We start from the raw sequence: 15,152 nt of genomic DNA, 5'->3' as shown, positions 1-15,152 counted from the left end.
TTGCAGTCTGCGTCAAGAAAGGAAACGATGAGGGGGGATTTCCTTGCATAGACAGAAGAGAGGGATATGGCTCGGATTTATCGTACTATTGGCATTCTGCTTGCTAGCAGGTTGTTCGGCAGCGAACGAGAACGGGGCTAGTTCGATGAGCAACGCCGCGAAGGGGCAGGCGCTCACCGAAGAAAGCGGCTCGGTCGCCGATTCGGCAGGCGGCGATTCGGAAGCGCTTGCGATCGCTGCCGCGGACGGAGGAGCGGCTTCGGACGAGGCGGCCGGCGGCGGGATTGCCGCGGACGCGCTGACCGGCGGGGAGGCGTACAACCAGAAGATCATTTATTCGGCGTCCTTGACGATGCAGGTGGATGACGTTGGCGCGGCGTCGTCGGCGCTGCGTCAAGCGATCGGACTGAGCGGCGCGTACATTATGCAATTCCAGGATACGAGACATGACGGCGAAATCGGCGCGAGCTATACGGTCAAGGTGCCCGCGGACGGCTTCATGTCCTTCATCGACCGGATCGAGCAGATCGAACATCGCAGCTTCGAGCGAAATATAGGGAGTAAGGACGTGTCCGAGGAGTACGTCGATCTTGAATCGAGGCTTAAGGCGAGGCAGCTCGTCGAGGAGCGCCTGCTCTCCATGATGGAGAAAGCGGCGAAGGCCGACGATTTGCTGAAATTTTCGCAGCAGCTCGGCGACGTGCAGGAGGAGATTGAACGGATTAAAGGGAGGATCCGTTACTTGGACAACAACGTCGCCTTCTCCACCGTCGAGCTCCGCCTGTATCAAACGGACCAAGCGATTAAGCAAGCGGGCGACGGCGAGCCGAATTTGGGCACGCGGCTGGCCGAAGCGCTCGCGGGAAGCACGAAGGCCGTATGGGAAGGCTTGAAGTTCCTGCTCGTCGCGATCGCCGGCGCGATTCCCGTCATTGTCGTTCTTGCGGTCGTCGCCGTTCCCGCCGTATGGGTGTCGCGCCGGCTGCGGCGTCCCGCGAAAGCCGTTCAAGTCTCGCCTGACGAGGAGCGGGAGCCGTCCGATCCCGATCATTAATAGGATAAATTAAATTTGAAAAATCCTGCTCATGGAGCAGGATTTTTATTTTAGGTGGCGAACTAAAGTATCAAGGTGGGGAAAAGTGGGGCAAAGTGGTGGCTCAGGGGGAAGGAGTGGGGCGGTCTCATGTTTATGGGTGAGTATCAACATAGCATCGACGAGAAAGGCCGCATTATCATCCCTTCGAAATTCCGCGAAGCGCTCGGCGCCTCGTTCATCGCTACCCGCGGCCTCGACAACTGCTTGTTCGTCTATCCGATGAGCGAGTGGAGCGTGCTCGAGCAGAAGCTCAAGTCGCTGCCGCTTATGAAGTCGGACGCCCGCGCCTTCACGCGCTTCTTCTTCTCGGGCGCCACCGAATGCGAGCTGGATAAACAGGGAAGGGTAAACCTGCCGAGCCATCTGCGCGAATACGCGAAGCTGGACAAGGAATGCATGGTGCTCGGCGTATCCGGCCGGGTGGAAATCTGGAGCAAGCAGACATGGGACGGCTACTACGCGCAGTCGGAGCAAGCCTTTAACGAAATCGCCGAGAAGCTCGTCGATTTCGACTTTAACTTCTAGAGCGGACAACATGACGAGGAGGGCTGAATGGTGTTTCAGCATGTTACGGTGCTATTGGAAGAAGCGGTTGACGGTTTGGCCATAAAGCCGGACGGCATATACGTCGATTGCACGCTCGGAGGAGCGGGCCACAGCGAGCTGATCGCTTCGCGCCTCGGCGAAGGAGGCCGGCTGATCGCCTTCGACCAGGACGATTGGGCGCTGGATAATGCTCGCAAGCGGCTGGCTCCTTATATGGATAAAGTAACGCTGGTACGAAGCAATTTTCGCGAATTGGAACGGGAGCTGGCGGGCTGCGGCGTTCCGATGAAGGACGGCGTGCCTCAGGTTGACGGCATCCTGTTCGACCTCGGCGTCTCCAGCCCGCAGCTTGACGAAGCGGAGCGCGGCTTCAGCTATAACCATGACGCGCCGCTTGATATGCGGATGGACCGGGAGGGGGATTTGACGGCCCGCGAAATCGTGAATACTTGGGACGAGCGGGAACTGTCGCGTATACTGGACCGTTACGGCGAAGAGAAGTTCGCGCGACAGATCGCCCGCAATATCGTCAAGACCAGGGAGAAGGGGCCGATCGAATCGACGGGCGAGCTGGCGGAGCTCATCAAAAATTCGATTCCGGCGGCCACGCGAAGGACCGGCCCTCATCCGGCCAAGCGTTCCTTCCAGGCGCTCCGCATCGCCGTCAACGACGAGCTGGGAGCGGAGGAGGACGCGCTTGAGCAGACGGTGCGCTGCTTGAAGCCCGGGGGACGCGCCTCCGTCATCACGTTCCACTCGCTGGAAGACCGCATTTGCAAGCAAATATTTGCCAAATTTGTCGAGAAATGCACGTGCCCGCCCGATTTTCCGCTATGCGTATGCGGGAACGCGGGCATCTTGAAGCTCGTCAGCCGGAAGCCGATCGTGCCCGGCGAGGAGGAGCTCGAACGCAATCCGCGGGCCAGATCGGCCAAGCTTAGAATAGCCGAAAAATTGTAAAGGGGGATTTGAGTTGGCGTACGTGAACGGTAATTTGGCGCTCCAGCCGAAACGAAAGCAAGATCGGAAAACGGTAGTGAAAGAAACGAAGAGAGTCGTAAAGACCCGCAGATCCATCCCGGTCCAGGAGAAGCTGTTGTACATGTTCACGGTGCTCGTATGCGTGGCCGTGGCAGGCGTCATTATTTTCCGCTACGCCCAAATCTACGATATGAATCTGCAGATCAAGAAGCTGACCAGCGACTATCAGACGATGAACGTGGAAATGGAAGATATGAAGAAGCAGGTCGAGATGCTCAGCGATCCGGAGAGAATCCGCAAGCTGGCGGAATCGCAAGGGATGGTCAGCATGCTCGAAGGCGGCATCACGGTAAAGACCGGCGATAAAGAAACGAAAACGGCAATGGGCGAATAGGGTGAACGGTCATGGCGAAACGAATCAGATTGCGGACGTTGTTGTTTGGAGGGATTATGACCCTCCTTTTTCTTATTTTAATTAGCCGAATCTATTATGTGCAGGTCGTGCAAGGGGCCGAATGGTATGGACTCGCGAAGGAGCGCTGGTCGGCCGAAGAGACGCTGACCGCCAAACGGGGCTCGATCACGGACCGGAACGGGAACGTGCTGGCGATGGATACGATCGCCTACAACGTCTCGGTCAATCCGCAGGCGATTCACGACGCGGATCTCGTGGAGGACGTCGTCGACGGGCTTCACGACATTTTGGGCCGGCCGAAGGAAGAGCTGCGCGAGCTGGTGACGGCGAAGAACAAGGACGGCAAGTACTATAGCAACAGGGAAATGCGGCAAGGAGGCTGGGGAGTCGATAAGGCGCTGGCGGACAAGCTGAAGGAATTCCGCGAGGAGCTGCTGAAAGAAAACAAAGACAAGGGTGTGACTGATGTCGGCATTTACCTCACCGAGAGCTTGAAGCGCTTTTATCCAAGAAACGCGCGCGCCTCGCAGCTGGTAGGCTATTTGGACAAGGAAGGCAAAGCGATTACGGGCGTCGAGGCGTTCTTCGACGAGCAGCTCAGCGGCGAGAACGGCAAGATCAAGTACGAGAAGGACGGCAAGCGGGTTCAGCTGGCCGAAGGCGAAGTCGAATTCGTACCCGCGAGGAACGGACAGGAAATCGAGCTGACCATCGACGGGGACATTCAGCAATACGCGGAAGAGGCTTTGCAGGAAATCGTCAAGGAATACAACCCGAAGAGCGCGACGGTCATCGCGGCCGATCCGAACACGATGGAAATATTGGCGATGGCGAACGTACCGACGTTCAACCCGAACGAGTTTTGGAAAAGCGATTACGCGAACTTTTACAATCATGCGATCAAGTCTTTGTACGAGCCGGGTTCCACCTTCAAAATCGCCACGCTCGCGGCGGCGGTCGAGGAGGGCGTGTTCAATCCGAACGAAAAATACAAGTCGGGCAGCATCAAGCTCGACGACATTCCCGTTCCGATCCGCGACATTAAGCGTGAAGGCTGGGGAACGATCACGTTCCTGGAAGGGCTGAAGCATTCGAGTAACGTCGCTTTCGTCAAGCTTGGCTACGAACGGCTCGGAGCCGCGAAGCTTCGCGATTATTTCACGAATTTCGGCTTCGGGCAGAAGACGGGCATTGCGCTCAGCAACGAGCTGTCCGGCGCGATCAATCTCCAATATCCGAGCGACGTGGCCCGCGCGACGTTCGGACAAGGCAACGTCCAGGTCACGCCGATCCAGCAGGTGGCCGCGGTGGCGGCCGTCGCGAACGGCGGCGAGCTGCTGCAGCCGCAGATCGTGCGCAAAATAACCGATCCGGTTACCAAAACGACGACCGAAATCGAGCCGAAGGTCGTTCGCCGCGTCATTTCGGAGGAAACTTCGAAGAAGGTCGGCGAATATTTGGAGCAGGTCGTCTCGGACCAGGAGAACGGCACCGGCAAAAACGCCTACATCGAAGGCTACCGCGTCGCGGGCAAGACCGGTACGGCGCAAAAGGTCGTAGGCGGTGAATATTCGGCGGACAAATTCGTCGTCTCCTTCATCGGATACGCGCCGGTCGACAATCCGCGAATCGTCGTGTACGTCGTCGTCGACGAGCCGAACGATCCGCTCGTCGGCGGGGGAACCGTAGCCGCTCCCGCCTTTAAGCAGATCGTGCTGAAGAGCCTCCGCAAGATGGGCGTGGCGCCGAATTACGAGACGGAGGCAGGCGGCTCCGAGAAGAAGGAAGCGAGCGTGCAGGTTCCGGACTTGACCGACAAGAAGGTCGCGCAGGCGAAAGCGGAGCTGGAGGCGAAGACGCTCGGCTACGAGCTGGTCGGAAACGGAGGGACGGTGGTCCAGCAAATCCCGGCTGCCGGCTCCGCCGTCCATCCGACGCAGCGCGTCTACTTGATCACGGAGCAGCGGGACAAGCTGGTCGTTCCTGACCTTACCGGCGTATCGCTCCGGGACGCGCTTGAAATCGCCGCGCTGATCGGCATCCGGCTCATACCCGAAGGACAGGGCTTCGTCGTCTCTCAGCAGGAAGAGACGATGAACAACGTAAAGGTGCTGAGGGTGGTGCTGCAGCCGCCGAACGGCGCGGCCGAACAAAATGCCGGGGGCGCCGAAGACGAAGCCAGCGACGGCGGCTCGGAAGCAAGCGGCGAGCAGGGCTCGACCGACGAACAGGCCGAGTCCGGCGATTCTCCGGAGTAACGCGAATGACCCCGTAAGGCTTGTTCTATCCTCCGCTTGTCCCGAATAGGCTGGGAGTGAGCGTAAGCGTACGCTCCGCGCAAACCAGTCTTGCGGAGGGGGAACAAGGAATGAAAGTATCCAACGTGACGGTCAGACGCCGGCTATTCATCATTTTGCTGCTAGCCGGCGTCTCCTTTATTGCTTTATGTCTCAGGCTTGCCTACGTGCAGCTCTGGCAAGGCGAGGAGCTGGCCGGCAAAGCCGAGGATTCGTGGCGGCGCGAAATTCCGTACGTCGCGAAGCGGGGCGAGATCGTCGATCGCAACGGCGTGCAGCTGGCCTATAACGTGAGCTCGCCGACCGTATTCGCGATTCCGGTGCAAATCAAGGATCATCCGGCGACGGCGGCCGCCCTTGCGCCGCTGCTCGACATGTCGCAGGAGACGATTCTCGGCAAAATAAAAAAGAAGCAATTCATCGTGAATCTCGGGCCGGGCGGCAGAAAAATTACGATCGACAAGGCGGAGCAGATCCGCGAGCTTGGACTGCCGGGCATCGTGGTCGCCGAGGACAACAAGCGGTTCTATCCGCACGGAAGCCTGGCCGCGCATGTGCTCGGATTTACGGGCATCGACAATCAAGGGCTGACGGGCGTCGAGGCGAAATACAATTCGGAGCTCAGCGGCATCGGCGGCAGCGTCTCGTTTCTGTCGGACGCGGCCGGCAGGCTGATGCCCGGCTCGTCCGATACGTACGACGAGCCGAAGGACGGCCTTACGATGAAGCTTACGATCGACAAGGACATCCAGACCGTCATGGAACGGGAGCTTGACCAGGCGATGACGAAGCTTCAGCCCGACGGCATTATCGCCATCGCGATGGATCCGAACAACGGAGAAATATTGGGCATGGCCAGCCGGCCGACGTACGAGCCGGACAAGTACCGCGAGGTGCCCTCCGAGGTGTACAACCGCAATTTGCCGATCTGGATGACGTACGAGCCGGGTTCTACGTTCAAGATTATTACGCTTGCCGCGGCGCTGGAGGAAAACAAGGTCGATTTGAAAAACGAGCGATTCTTCGATCCGGGCTCCATCGAGGTGGGCGGGGCGAAGCTCCGCTGCTGGAAGAAGGGCGGCCACGGCAGCCAAACGTTCCTGGAAGTCGTCGAGAACTCCTGCAACCCTGGCTTCGTTACGCTGGGCAACCGGCTCGGCAAAGATAAGCTGTTCGAATATATTAAGAACTTCGGCTTCGGCACGAAGACGGGCATCGACATCGGCGGCGAGGAGAACGGCATCCTGTTCAAGCCGAGCCAGGTCGGACCGGTGGAGCTGGCGACGACCGCGTTCGGCCAAGGGGTTTCCGTCACGCCGATTCAGCAAATAACGGCCGTGTCGGCCGCGATCAACGGCGGCACGCTTTACAAGCCGCACGTGGCCAAGGAATGGGTCAACCCCGAGACGGGCGAGACGGTGAAGACGGTCGAGCCGGAGGCGGTGCGCAACGTCATCTCGGAGGAAACGTCCAAGGAGGTGCGCGAAGCGCTCGAAAGCGTCGTGGCCAAAGGAACGGGCAAAAACGCGTTCATCGACGGCTACCGCGTCGGAGGCAAGACCGGTACCGCGCAGAAGGTCAAGAACGGGCGGTACTCCCCGAACGAGCATATCGTCTCGTTCATCGGCTTCGCGCCGGCCGACGATCCGCAGATCGTCGTCTACGTGGCGGTCGACAATCCGCAGGGCATCCAGTTCGGCGGCGTCGTCGCCGCGCCGATCGTCCACAACATTATGGAGGATGCGCTCGCCATTCTGGAAATTCCTCGGCGGGAGAAGCAGATCGAGCGCGAATACGCCTACGGGGAAGTGCCGATCGTGACGGTACCGAACCTGATCGGCAAGACCGTATCGGAAATTTACGAAGACTTGAACATGAATTTCAACCTGACGACCGCCGGTTCCGGCAAGACGGTCATCCAGCAGGCGCCCGCGGCCGGCACCCGCGTCGATCGGGGGTCCACGATCCGCATCTATTTGGGCGAAGACGATAATATATCCCACTCCCATTGACTATAATGGTAGTTAACGAGGGCGCTGCAGACGCATATCATGTTTCGTCAACGTTTGGGAGAGGGGTTGAAAGCAGATGCGATTGAAGGATGTTGCGAAGCTGCTTGTCACGTCAAGGCTCGTCGGGGACGGAGAGACGGAAATTGCCGGAATCGGCAACGATTCCAGAACGATCGGGGCCGGCCACCTGTTTATTTGCCTGAAGGGGCATCGGGTGGACGGCCACCGGTTCGCCGCGGAAGCGGCGGAGGCCGGAGCGGCCGCGATCGTGGCGGAGCGCGAGCTTGCCGTTCGCGTGCCGCAGCTTATCGTCAAGGATTCCCGGCTGGCGATGGCCGCGATCGCCAATCATTATTATCGGTATCCGAGCCGGGACGTGAAGCTGATCGGGGTTACCGGCACGAACGGCAAGACGACGACCACGTATTTGATCGAACAGGTTTTGAACGATCGGGGCATGCCGGCCGGCGTCATCGGCACGATCGAGCTGAGGTACGGCGGACAATCGTTCCCGATGTCGGGAACGACGCCGCAGACGCTGCGGCTTCAAGAGTATTTAAGCCGGATGCGCGATGCCGGAACCGAATATTGCGCGATGGAAGTATCCTCGCATGCGCTCGAGCAAGGCAGGGTGAAAGGATGCCGTTTCCGAACGGCCGTTTTTACGAACTTATCCCAGGATCATTTGGATTATCATGAAACGATGGACCGCTACGAAGCGGCGAAGGGGCTGTTCTTCTCGCGGCTCGGGAACGAATACGCGCCGAAGGAGAGCGACCGCTCTTACGCCGTGCTGAACGCGGACGACGGCGCCTCAGCGGCATACGCGGAGCTGACGGCGGCGGAGGTCGTCACCTACGGCATCGACAACGCCGCGGACGTCCGGGCATCGGACATCCGCATAACGGCGAAGGGAACCGCGTTCCATGTGAACACGTTCCGCGGAGAGGCGGACGTCACGCTGCGGATGGCCGGCAAGTTCAACGTCAATAACGCGCTGGCGGCCATGAGCGCCCTCCTGCTCGAAGGGGTGCCGCTCGATGCGATCGCCGCGAGCCTGGGCGCCATTCCCGGCGTGCCCGGACGCGTGGAAGCGGTCGATGCGGGGCAAAGCTTCGCCGTCATCGTCGATTACGCGCATACGCCGGACGGTCTCGACAACGTGCTGAAGGCGGTAAGGGAGTTCGCCGGGAAGCGGATCATCTGCGTCTTCGGCTGCGGCGGCGACCGCGACCGCACGAAGCGGCCGTTAATGGGACTGATAGCGGCGCGGCTTTCCGAATATATTATTGTTACCTCCGATAACCCGAGAACCGAAGATCCGGCGCTTATAATGAAGGACATCGAGGAAGGGCTGACCGGCGCAGGCGCGCCCCGGGACAAATACGAGCTGATCGCCGACCGGAGGGCCGCCATTCAAAAAGCGGTTGAAATGGCAAGCCCCGGCGATGTAGTATTGATTGCGGGGAAAGGACATGAAACCTATCAGGATATTAACGGAGTCAAGCATCCGTTTGACGACCGAATAGTTGCGAAAGAAGCGATAAGGGGAATCATAAATTGATTAAACGTACGATCAAGCAAGTTGCCGAAATGAGCGGCGCCATATGGAAGGGAAGCGATCCTTCGCTCCGAATAGAGGGCGTATCGACCGACTCGCGTCATATTGAAGCGGGTCAGTTGTTCGTGCCGCTGGTCGGGGAGCGGTTCGACGGACATGAATACGCGAAGCAGGCGGCGGAGCGCGGAGCGGCCGCCGCGCTTTGGCAGAAAGGACGCAAAGTACCGGAAGGCCTCGAGAGCTTGCCGCTGCTCATCGTCGGCGATACGCTGGTCGCTCTGCAGCGCTTGGCCTCGGCCTACCGCAGCGAGCTCGTCGTTCGCGTTGTCGGCATTACGGGCAGCAACGGCAAAACGACGACGAAGGACATGACGGCCGCCATTCTCGGCACGACGTATCAGGTCGTCAAGACGGAAGGGAATTTGAACAACCATATCGGCTTGCCGCTAACGGTTCTCGGCCTTGACGAGGAGACGGAGGTCGCCGTGCTGGAGATGGGCATGAGCGGCTTCGGCGAGATCGAGCAGCTGACGAAGATCGCGCAGCCCGACGCCGCAATCATTACGAATATCGGCGAGGCCCATCTGCTCCAGCTCGGCTCGAGAGCGGGCATCGCCAAGGCGAAGCTGGAGATCGCGCAAGGCTTAAGCGAAGACGGCCTGCTGCTGTACAACGGCGACGAGCCGCTCTTGGAAGCCGAGCTTCATCGAGGCGTTCTGCCGGGCGGCATCGTGCGCCGGACGTTCGGCTTGTCCGAACGCAATGAATGGTCGGCGTCCGATATCGAGGTCGGCCCGGAGTCGTCGGCGTTCACGCCCGTCTACGGCGGAACCCCGAGCGGCGTCGGCAAGGTCCGCATTCCCGTTCCCGGTCGGCATAACGTCAGCAACGCGCTGGCGGCGATCGCCGTCGGCCGTTTCTTCGGCGTTCCGGGCGCGAAGATCGCGGAAGGCCTCGCCGGCATGAAGCTGACGGGCATGCGGATTCAGCCGGTTCGCGCCTTTAACGGCGCGATGCTGCTCAACGACGCATATAACGCCAATCCGACCGCGGTAAGGGCGGCGATCGACCTGGTCGAGCAGCTCGAAGGCTACCGCCGCAAATGGATCGTGCTCGGCGACATGCTCGAGCTCGGACCGGAGGAGAATGAGCTGCACTTCGAGACCGGCGCCTACATCACGCCGGCCAAGGCCGATGCCGTGCTCGCCTTCGGGCCGCTGTCAGCGTATACGGCAGAAGGCGCGAGAACGCGGTTCGCTCCCGGTGCGGCGAATGCGGTCCTTCATTTCGACGATAAGGAACAGCTGGCGCAGAAGCTGCGCGCGGAGCTGCAGCCGGAAGATCTGGTGCTGATCAAAGGCTCCCGCGGCATGCGCATGGAACAGATTGTCCAAGCTTTGGAGATGGGGTGAGAGGGATGGACATGATGGTCATCTTTTTTTCGATCGGCGCCTCGTTCCTTCTAACGATCTTGCTCGGACCATTGTTTATTCCGCTCCTCCGGCGTCTGAAGTTCGGGCAGCAGATTCGGACGGAGGGCCCGCAAAGCCATTTGAAGAAAAGCGGGACACCGACGATGGGCGGCATCATCATTATGATCGCGCTCATGATCGCGTTCATGAAGTTTTCCGACAAGACGGCCGAATTCTGGGTGCTGCTGACGGCTTCGCTCGGCTTCGGCCTCGTCGGATTTCTCGACGATTACATCAAAATCGTGTTCAAGCGTTCGCTCGGCCTGACCGCCCGGCAAAAGCTGTTCGGCCAGCTGTTGTTCTCGATTCTGGTCTGCGCGATGCTGTACAATATGAATCACAGCACGGAAATTTCGGTTCCCGGCACCGGGTGGGGCGTCGACCTCGGCTGGTTCTATTATCCGCTGGTCGTCATCATGATGTTCGCCGCGAGCAACTCGGTCAACTTCACCGACGGCCTCGACGGCTTACTGGCCGGGACGAGCGCCATCGCGTTCGGCGCCTTCACGATCGTGGCGCTGCAAACCTCGGCGCACGAGTCGGCGGTATTTTCCGCGGCAATGGTGGGAGCGGTGCTCGGCTTCCTCGTCTTCAACGCCCATCCGGCCAAGGTGTTCATGGGCGACATGGGCTCGCTCGGCATCGGGGGAGGGATCGCGGCGGTGGCCATTCTGACCAAAACCGAGCTGCTCCTCATCGTGATCGGCGGCGTGTTCGTGCTCGAGATGCTGTCGGTTATTTTGCAGGTGGCCTCCTTCAAGCTCCGCGGCAAGCGGATATTCAAGATGAGCCCGATCCACCACCACTTCGAGCTGCTCGGCTGGTCGGAATGGAAGGTCGTGACGGTCTTCTGGCTCACCGGGCTCGTTCTGGCGGCGATCGGCTTGTTGTTCGTTATTTAAAAATGAAGCAGACGGCGGCTTTGCGCATGCGCGAAAAGCCGTTTCATGTATCCATAGAAGGGACTGTCACATATGAACCATCCGGCTACATATCAAGGCCGCCGAGTCGTCGTATTGGGGTTGGCCAGAAGCGGCGTAAGCGTCGCGAAAGTATTTCACCAATTAGGCGCGGACGTTGTCGTGAACGACAAGAAGGAACGCGATCTATGCCCCGAAGCGGACGAATTGACCGCTTTGGGCATTTCTGTGCTATGCGGCTATCATCCGGACGACCTCGTGACGGAGGATACGGCGCTGCTCGTCAAAAACCCGGGCATTCCCTATTCCGCGCCGCCCGTGGCGAAGGCCGAGGAGCTCGGCGTCGAGATTATTACGGAGGTGGAGGTCGCGTACTGGCTCTCGCCCGCGCCGATTATCGGCATTACCGGCTCCAACGGCAAAACGACGACGACGACGTGGATCGGCGAGCTGCTGGACGCTGCCGGCCTGAAGCCGATCGTGGCCGGCAATATCGGGCGGCCGCTCTGCGAAGCGGCGCTCGAAGCGACGGAGGAGCAATGGATCGTCGCCGAGCTGAGCAGCTTCCAGCTGAAGGGGACGGACGCGTTCCGCCCGCGCGTCGCGCTGCTGCTCAACATCGCGGAGACGCATCTCGATTATCACGGCGATATGGACGATTACGTGAATGCCAAAGCGAAGATCTTCGACAATCAGACGGAGGAAGACGTCGCCGTCGTCAATTGGGACGACCCGGAATGCCGGGCTCTGTCGGAGCTGCTTGCGGCGCGCCGGTTCCCGTTCTCGCTGTACGAGCGCCTCGAGCAGGGCGTCTACCTGGAGCCTCCCTTCTCCCAGGATCCGGAGGATACGGCGCCGAACGCGTCCAGGCATATCGTATTCCGGCCGGAGGGCGGCCGGGAGGAGGCGATCATGCCGGTGGATGAGCTGGGCATTCCGGGCCGCCACAACGCCGCCAACGCGCTTGCGGCCATCGCGGCGTGTCTGGCGGCGGGCGTCGCGCCCGAGCTGCTTGCCGGGCCGCTGCGCGGGTTCAAAGGCGTCGAGCACCGGCTGGAGTTCGTGCGCGAGGTGAACGGCGTCAACTATTACAACGATTCGAAAGCGACGAACCCGGCGGCGACGACGATGTCGGTCCGCTCGTTGTCCGCGCCGATCGTGCTGGTGGCGGGCGGGCTTGACCGCGGCTCGGATTACATGGAGCTCGTGCCGCTGTTCCGCGATCGGCTGAAAGGGCTCGTCGCGCTCGGCGAGACGCGCGGGAAGCTGGCGCGCGTAGCGGAGCTGGCAGGTTTAGCGAGCGTGGAAACCGTCGAACCTAGTGAGGACGCCGAGTCCGTCCTCAGGCAAGCGGTGAAGAAAGCGGCAGCCATGGCGGAGCCGGGCGACATCGTCTTGTTGTCGCCGGCCTGCGCGAGCTGGGACATGTTCCCGTCGTACGAGCAAAGAGGGCGCATTTTTAAAGATTCGGCGCATACCTTGTAAGTAGGGGGCATGTCCCTACTTTCCCATGCTAAGAGGTGTGTTCGCTATGGCCAAAGCGCGTTCTGCCCCGGATATTTGGATGCTTGCCGCAATCGGGCTTATACTCGCGATCGGATTGATTATGGTGTACAGCGCAAGCGCCGTCCTCGCTTTTCACGAGCACGGCGATCGATTCTATTTTGTGAAGCGTCAGGCGCTATTTGCCGCTCTCGGCATCGGCGCGCTGATTTTTACGATGAATACGCATTATACCGTCTGGAAAAAATGGGCGCCGATGGCGCTGCTTGTCTGCTTCGGCTTGCTTGTGCTCGTCCTTATACCCGGAGTCGGCGTCGTCCGCGGGGGGGCGCGCAGCTGGCTTGGCATCAGCTCCTTCGGCATTCAACCCTCGGAGTTCATGAAGCTTGCGATGATCCTGTTCCTGGCCAAATGGCTGTCGGAGAAGCAGCAGACGATCACGCATTTCACGAAGGGCCTTCTTCCCCCGCTCGGTCTCGTCGGACTGGCCTTCGGCCTGATCATGCTGCAGCCCGACCTCGGCACGGGTGCCGTGATGGTCGGCGCTTCGCTGCTGCTCATCTTCACGGCGGGCGCGAGAATGGCGCATCTGGGGGGGCTTGCGATGATCGGCGTAGCCGGCTTCGTCGGCCTCATTATCGCGGCGCCATACCGGTTGAAGCGGATTACGAATTTCCTCGATCCATGGGCCGATCCGCTTGGCGGAGGCTATCAAATCATTCAATCGCTGTTCGCGATCGGGCCGGGCGGCCTGGTCGGATTGGGACTCGGCATGAGCCGGCAAAAATACAGCTACTTGCCCGAGCCCCAGACGGATTTTATATTCTCGATATTGGCCGAGGAGCTAGGCTTCATCGGCGGAGTAACGTTAATTTTATTGTTCCTGGTCGTCGTATGGCGCGGCGTGCGAGCGGCGATCGCCTCGCCCGACACGTTCGGGAGCCTGCTTGCGATAGGCATTACGGGCATCATCGGGGTGCAGGTGCTGATCAACATCGGCGTCGTCATCGGCATGATGCCGGTTACCGGCATTACGCTGCCGCTCGTGAGCTACGGCGGCTCTTCGCTGACGCTGCTTCTGACGGCGCTGGGCATTTTGCTTAATATATCGCGTTATTCAAGATGAGCTCTCGGACGTTTAAGCGCGAATGGAACGGGCGGCGAGGCGCAACATGCCGGCCGCCCGATTGAAGATAGAAGGACGAAGGAACTTTGCCTCATACCGTGGGCAAGGGGCGGCGCGCAGCCGCATGGGCGTTTGTCACACAAGAGCCTACGGGGGCATAAGATACACTATATTCGTGACCGTCGCCCGGAAAGGCGGCCGTTGCAACGGCAATGTCCCGCCGAACGGCAGCCCGGCTGCGCGCCGGCGGCCCGGCATTGGCGAACCGAATGCAGCTCAACAACAATGCTGGTTCTTTAGGAGGATTCAACAATGGAAGCATTTAAGGCGGAATTGGAACAAGCTGGCATCGGCGAAATATTGTACAATGAACCGCTATCGAACTATACGACTTGGAAAATCGGCGGACCCGCCGACATCCTTATCCTTCCCCGGGGCAAAGAAGAATTGGTTACCGCCGTCCGGCTGATGAATAAGCATCGGATCGCATGGACCAATCTGGGCAGGGGCTCCAACATGCTGGTGAGCGACAAAGGGATTCGCGGAGTTGTAATGAAGCCGCACAAAGGGTTAGATTACGCGCATTTCGAAGGATCGCTCGCGACGGCCGGCGCTTCGTATTCCTTTATTAAGCTTTCGGTCATGGCGGGGAAGGAAGGGCTGACCGGACTCGAATTCGCGGGGGGAATTCCGGGAACGGTCGGCGGAGCCGTCTACATGAACGCAGGCGCGCACGGATCGGATGTGTCACGTATTTTTAAGTCGGCTGACATTGTACTGGAAACGGGAGAATTGGTTCGCTACGAGAAGGACGACATGCGGTTTTCCTACCGGCATTCCATCCTGCAGGAGCAGAAGGGCGTCGTCGTCGAAGCCACCTTCGAGCTCGCGGAAGGGGACCGGAAGGAAATTGCGGCGGCTATGGCCACGTATAAGGACAAGAGGCGAAGAACGCAGCCGCTGCAATTGCCGAGCGCGGGCAGCGTATTCCGCAACCCGCCGAACGACCACGCCGCCCGCCTCATCCAAGAGGCTGGGCTCAAAGGCGTACGCCGCGGCGGCGCGCAAGTCTCCGAGCAGCACGCCAATTTTATCGTGAACACCGGGCAAGCGACAGCCGAAGACGTACTCGCCCTCATCGCACATATTCGAAGCACCGTCCAGGATCGCTTCGGCATCCTGCTGGTACCGGAAGTATTGGTGGTGGGCGAGCGGTAATTCGG

At 59.9% G+C, this 15,152-nt stretch carries 12 protein-coding genes; all 12 read left to right on the top strand.

Translation table 11 applies throughout. The annotated features are described in order from the left end of the window. Window positions 1–43: 43 nt before the first annotated feature. The 12 genes from IDH41_RS16230 to murB all read left to right on the top strand — a co-directional run bounded on the left by IDH41_RS16230 (window position 44) and on the right by murB (window position 15,147). Window positions 44–1,054: a DUF4349 domain-containing protein gene (locus IDH41_RS16230; protein ID WP_190862812.1), complete on the top strand. Its 1,011-nt coding sequence runs from the start codon at window positions 44–46 to the stop codon at window positions 1,052–1,054. A gap of 129 nt (window positions 1,055–1,183) precedes the next feature. Beyond that, window positions 1,184–1,621: a division/cell wall cluster transcriptional repressor MraZ gene (mraZ, locus tag IDH41_RS16225; RefSeq protein ID WP_190862810.1), complete on the top strand. Its 438-nt coding sequence runs from the start codon at window positions 1,184–1,186 to the stop codon at window positions 1,619–1,621. Window positions 1,622–1,651: 30 nt separating this feature from the next. Next, complete coding sequence (rsmH, locus tag IDH41_RS16220) at window positions 1,652–2,602, top strand: 16S rRNA (cytosine(1402)-N(4))-methyltransferase RsmH (protein WP_190862808.1); 951 nt, start codon at window positions 1,652–1,654, stop codon at window positions 2,600–2,602. Window positions 2,603–2,624: 22 nt separating this feature from the next. Then, the gene (gene ftsL / locus IDH41_RS16215; RefSeq protein ID WP_317890762.1) at window positions 2,625–3,017 is read left to right on the top strand and encodes a cell division protein FtsL; all 393 of its coding nucleotides are present in this window, start codon (window positions 2,625–2,627) and stop codon (window positions 3,015–3,017) included. Window positions 3,018–3,028: 11 nt separating this feature from the next. Next, on the top strand, window positions 3,029–5,296 hold the full coding sequence (locus tag IDH41_RS16210) for a penicillin-binding protein (RefSeq protein WP_190862805.1): 2,268 nt from the start codon (window positions 3,029–3,031) through the stop codon (window positions 5,294–5,296). A gap of 110 nt (window positions 5,297–5,406) precedes the next feature. After that, entirely contained in the window at window positions 5,407–7,347 is a 1,941-nt protein-coding gene (locus IDH41_RS16205) for a stage V sporulation protein D (protein ID WP_190862803.1), read from the top strand. Window positions 7,348–7,423: 76 nt separating this feature from the next. After that, the gene (locus IDH41_RS16200; RefSeq protein ID WP_190862802.1) at window positions 7,424–8,911 is read left to right on the top strand and encodes a UDP-N-acetylmuramoyl-L-alanyl-D-glutamate--2,6-diaminopimelate ligase; all 1,488 of its coding nucleotides are present in this window, start codon (window positions 7,424–7,426) and stop codon (window positions 8,909–8,911) included. Next, entirely contained in the window at window positions 8,908–10,320 is a 1,413-nt protein-coding gene (locus IDH41_RS16195; protein WP_190862800.1) for a UDP-N-acetylmuramoyl-tripeptide--D-alanyl-D-alanine ligase, read from the top strand. The genes IDH41_RS16200 and IDH41_RS16195 overlap by 4 nt, the downstream gene beginning before the upstream one ends. Window positions 10,321–10,325: 5 nt before the next feature. Further along, window positions 10,326–11,282, top strand: a complete 957-nt coding sequence (mraY, locus tag IDH41_RS16190) for a phospho-N-acetylmuramoyl-pentapeptide-transferase (RefSeq protein WP_190862798.1) — start codon at window positions 10,326–10,328, stop codon at window positions 11,280–11,282. A gap of 72 nt (window positions 11,283–11,354) precedes the next feature. Beyond that, window positions 11,355–12,785 (top strand): UDP-N-acetylmuramoyl-L-alanine--D-glutamate ligase, encoded by a 1,431-nt coding sequence (murD, locus tag IDH41_RS16185; RefSeq protein ID WP_190862797.1) that lies wholly within the window; start codon window positions 11,355–11,357, stop codon window positions 12,783–12,785. A gap of 46 nt (window positions 12,786–12,831) precedes the next feature. Continuing rightward, window positions 12,832–13,929, top strand: coding sequence for a stage V sporulation protein E (spoVE, locus tag IDH41_RS16180; protein ID WP_190862795.1), 1,098 nt, complete (start codon window positions 12,832–12,834; stop codon window positions 13,927–13,929). A 312-nt stretch (window positions 13,930–14,241) separates the two neighbouring features. After that, entirely contained in the window at window positions 14,242–15,147 is a 906-nt protein-coding gene (gene murB, locus IDH41_RS16175) for a UDP-N-acetylmuramate dehydrogenase (protein ID WP_190862794.1), read from the top strand. The last annotated feature ends 5 nt before the right edge of the window (window positions 15,148–15,152 follow it).

It is taken from the genome of Paenibacillus arenilitoris (assembly GCF_014705655.1).
Taxonomy (GTDB): domain Bacteria; phylum Bacillota; class Bacilli; order Paenibacillales; family Paenibacillaceae; genus Pristimantibacillus; species Pristimantibacillus arenilitoris.
Note: the sequence above shows the minus strand (reverse complement) of the source record. Positions and strands in the feature narration are given on the sequence as shown.

Coding starts and splice junctions, on each gene's coding strand:
- murD (WP_190862797.1), top strand. CDS start 11,355: ATGAACCATCCGGCTACATATCAAGGCCGCCGAGTCGTCGTATTGGGG.
- spoVE (WP_190862795.1), top strand. CDS start 12,832: ATGGCCAAAGCGCGTTCTGCCCCGGATATTTGGATGCTTGCCGCAATC.
- murB (WP_190862794.1), top strand. CDS start 14,242: ATGGAAGCATTTAAGGCGGAATTGGAACAAGCTGGCATCGGCGAAATA.
- IDH41_RS16205 (WP_190862803.1), top strand. CDS start 5,407: ATGAAAGTATCCAACGTGACGGTCAGACGCCGGCTATTCATCATTTTG.
- IDH41_RS16210 (WP_190862805.1), top strand. CDS start 3,029: ATGGCGAAACGAATCAGATTGCGGACGTTGTTGTTTGGAGGGATTATG.
- mraZ (WP_190862810.1), top strand. CDS start 1,184: ATGTTTATGGGTGAGTATCAACATAGCATCGACGAGAAAGGCCGCATT.
- IDH41_RS16200 (WP_190862802.1), top strand. CDS start 7,424: ATGCGATTGAAGGATGTTGCGAAGCTGCTTGTCACGTCAAGGCTCGTC.
- mraY (WP_190862798.1), top strand. CDS start 10,326: ATGGACATGATGGTCATCTTTTTTTCGATCGGCGCCTCGTTCCTTCTA.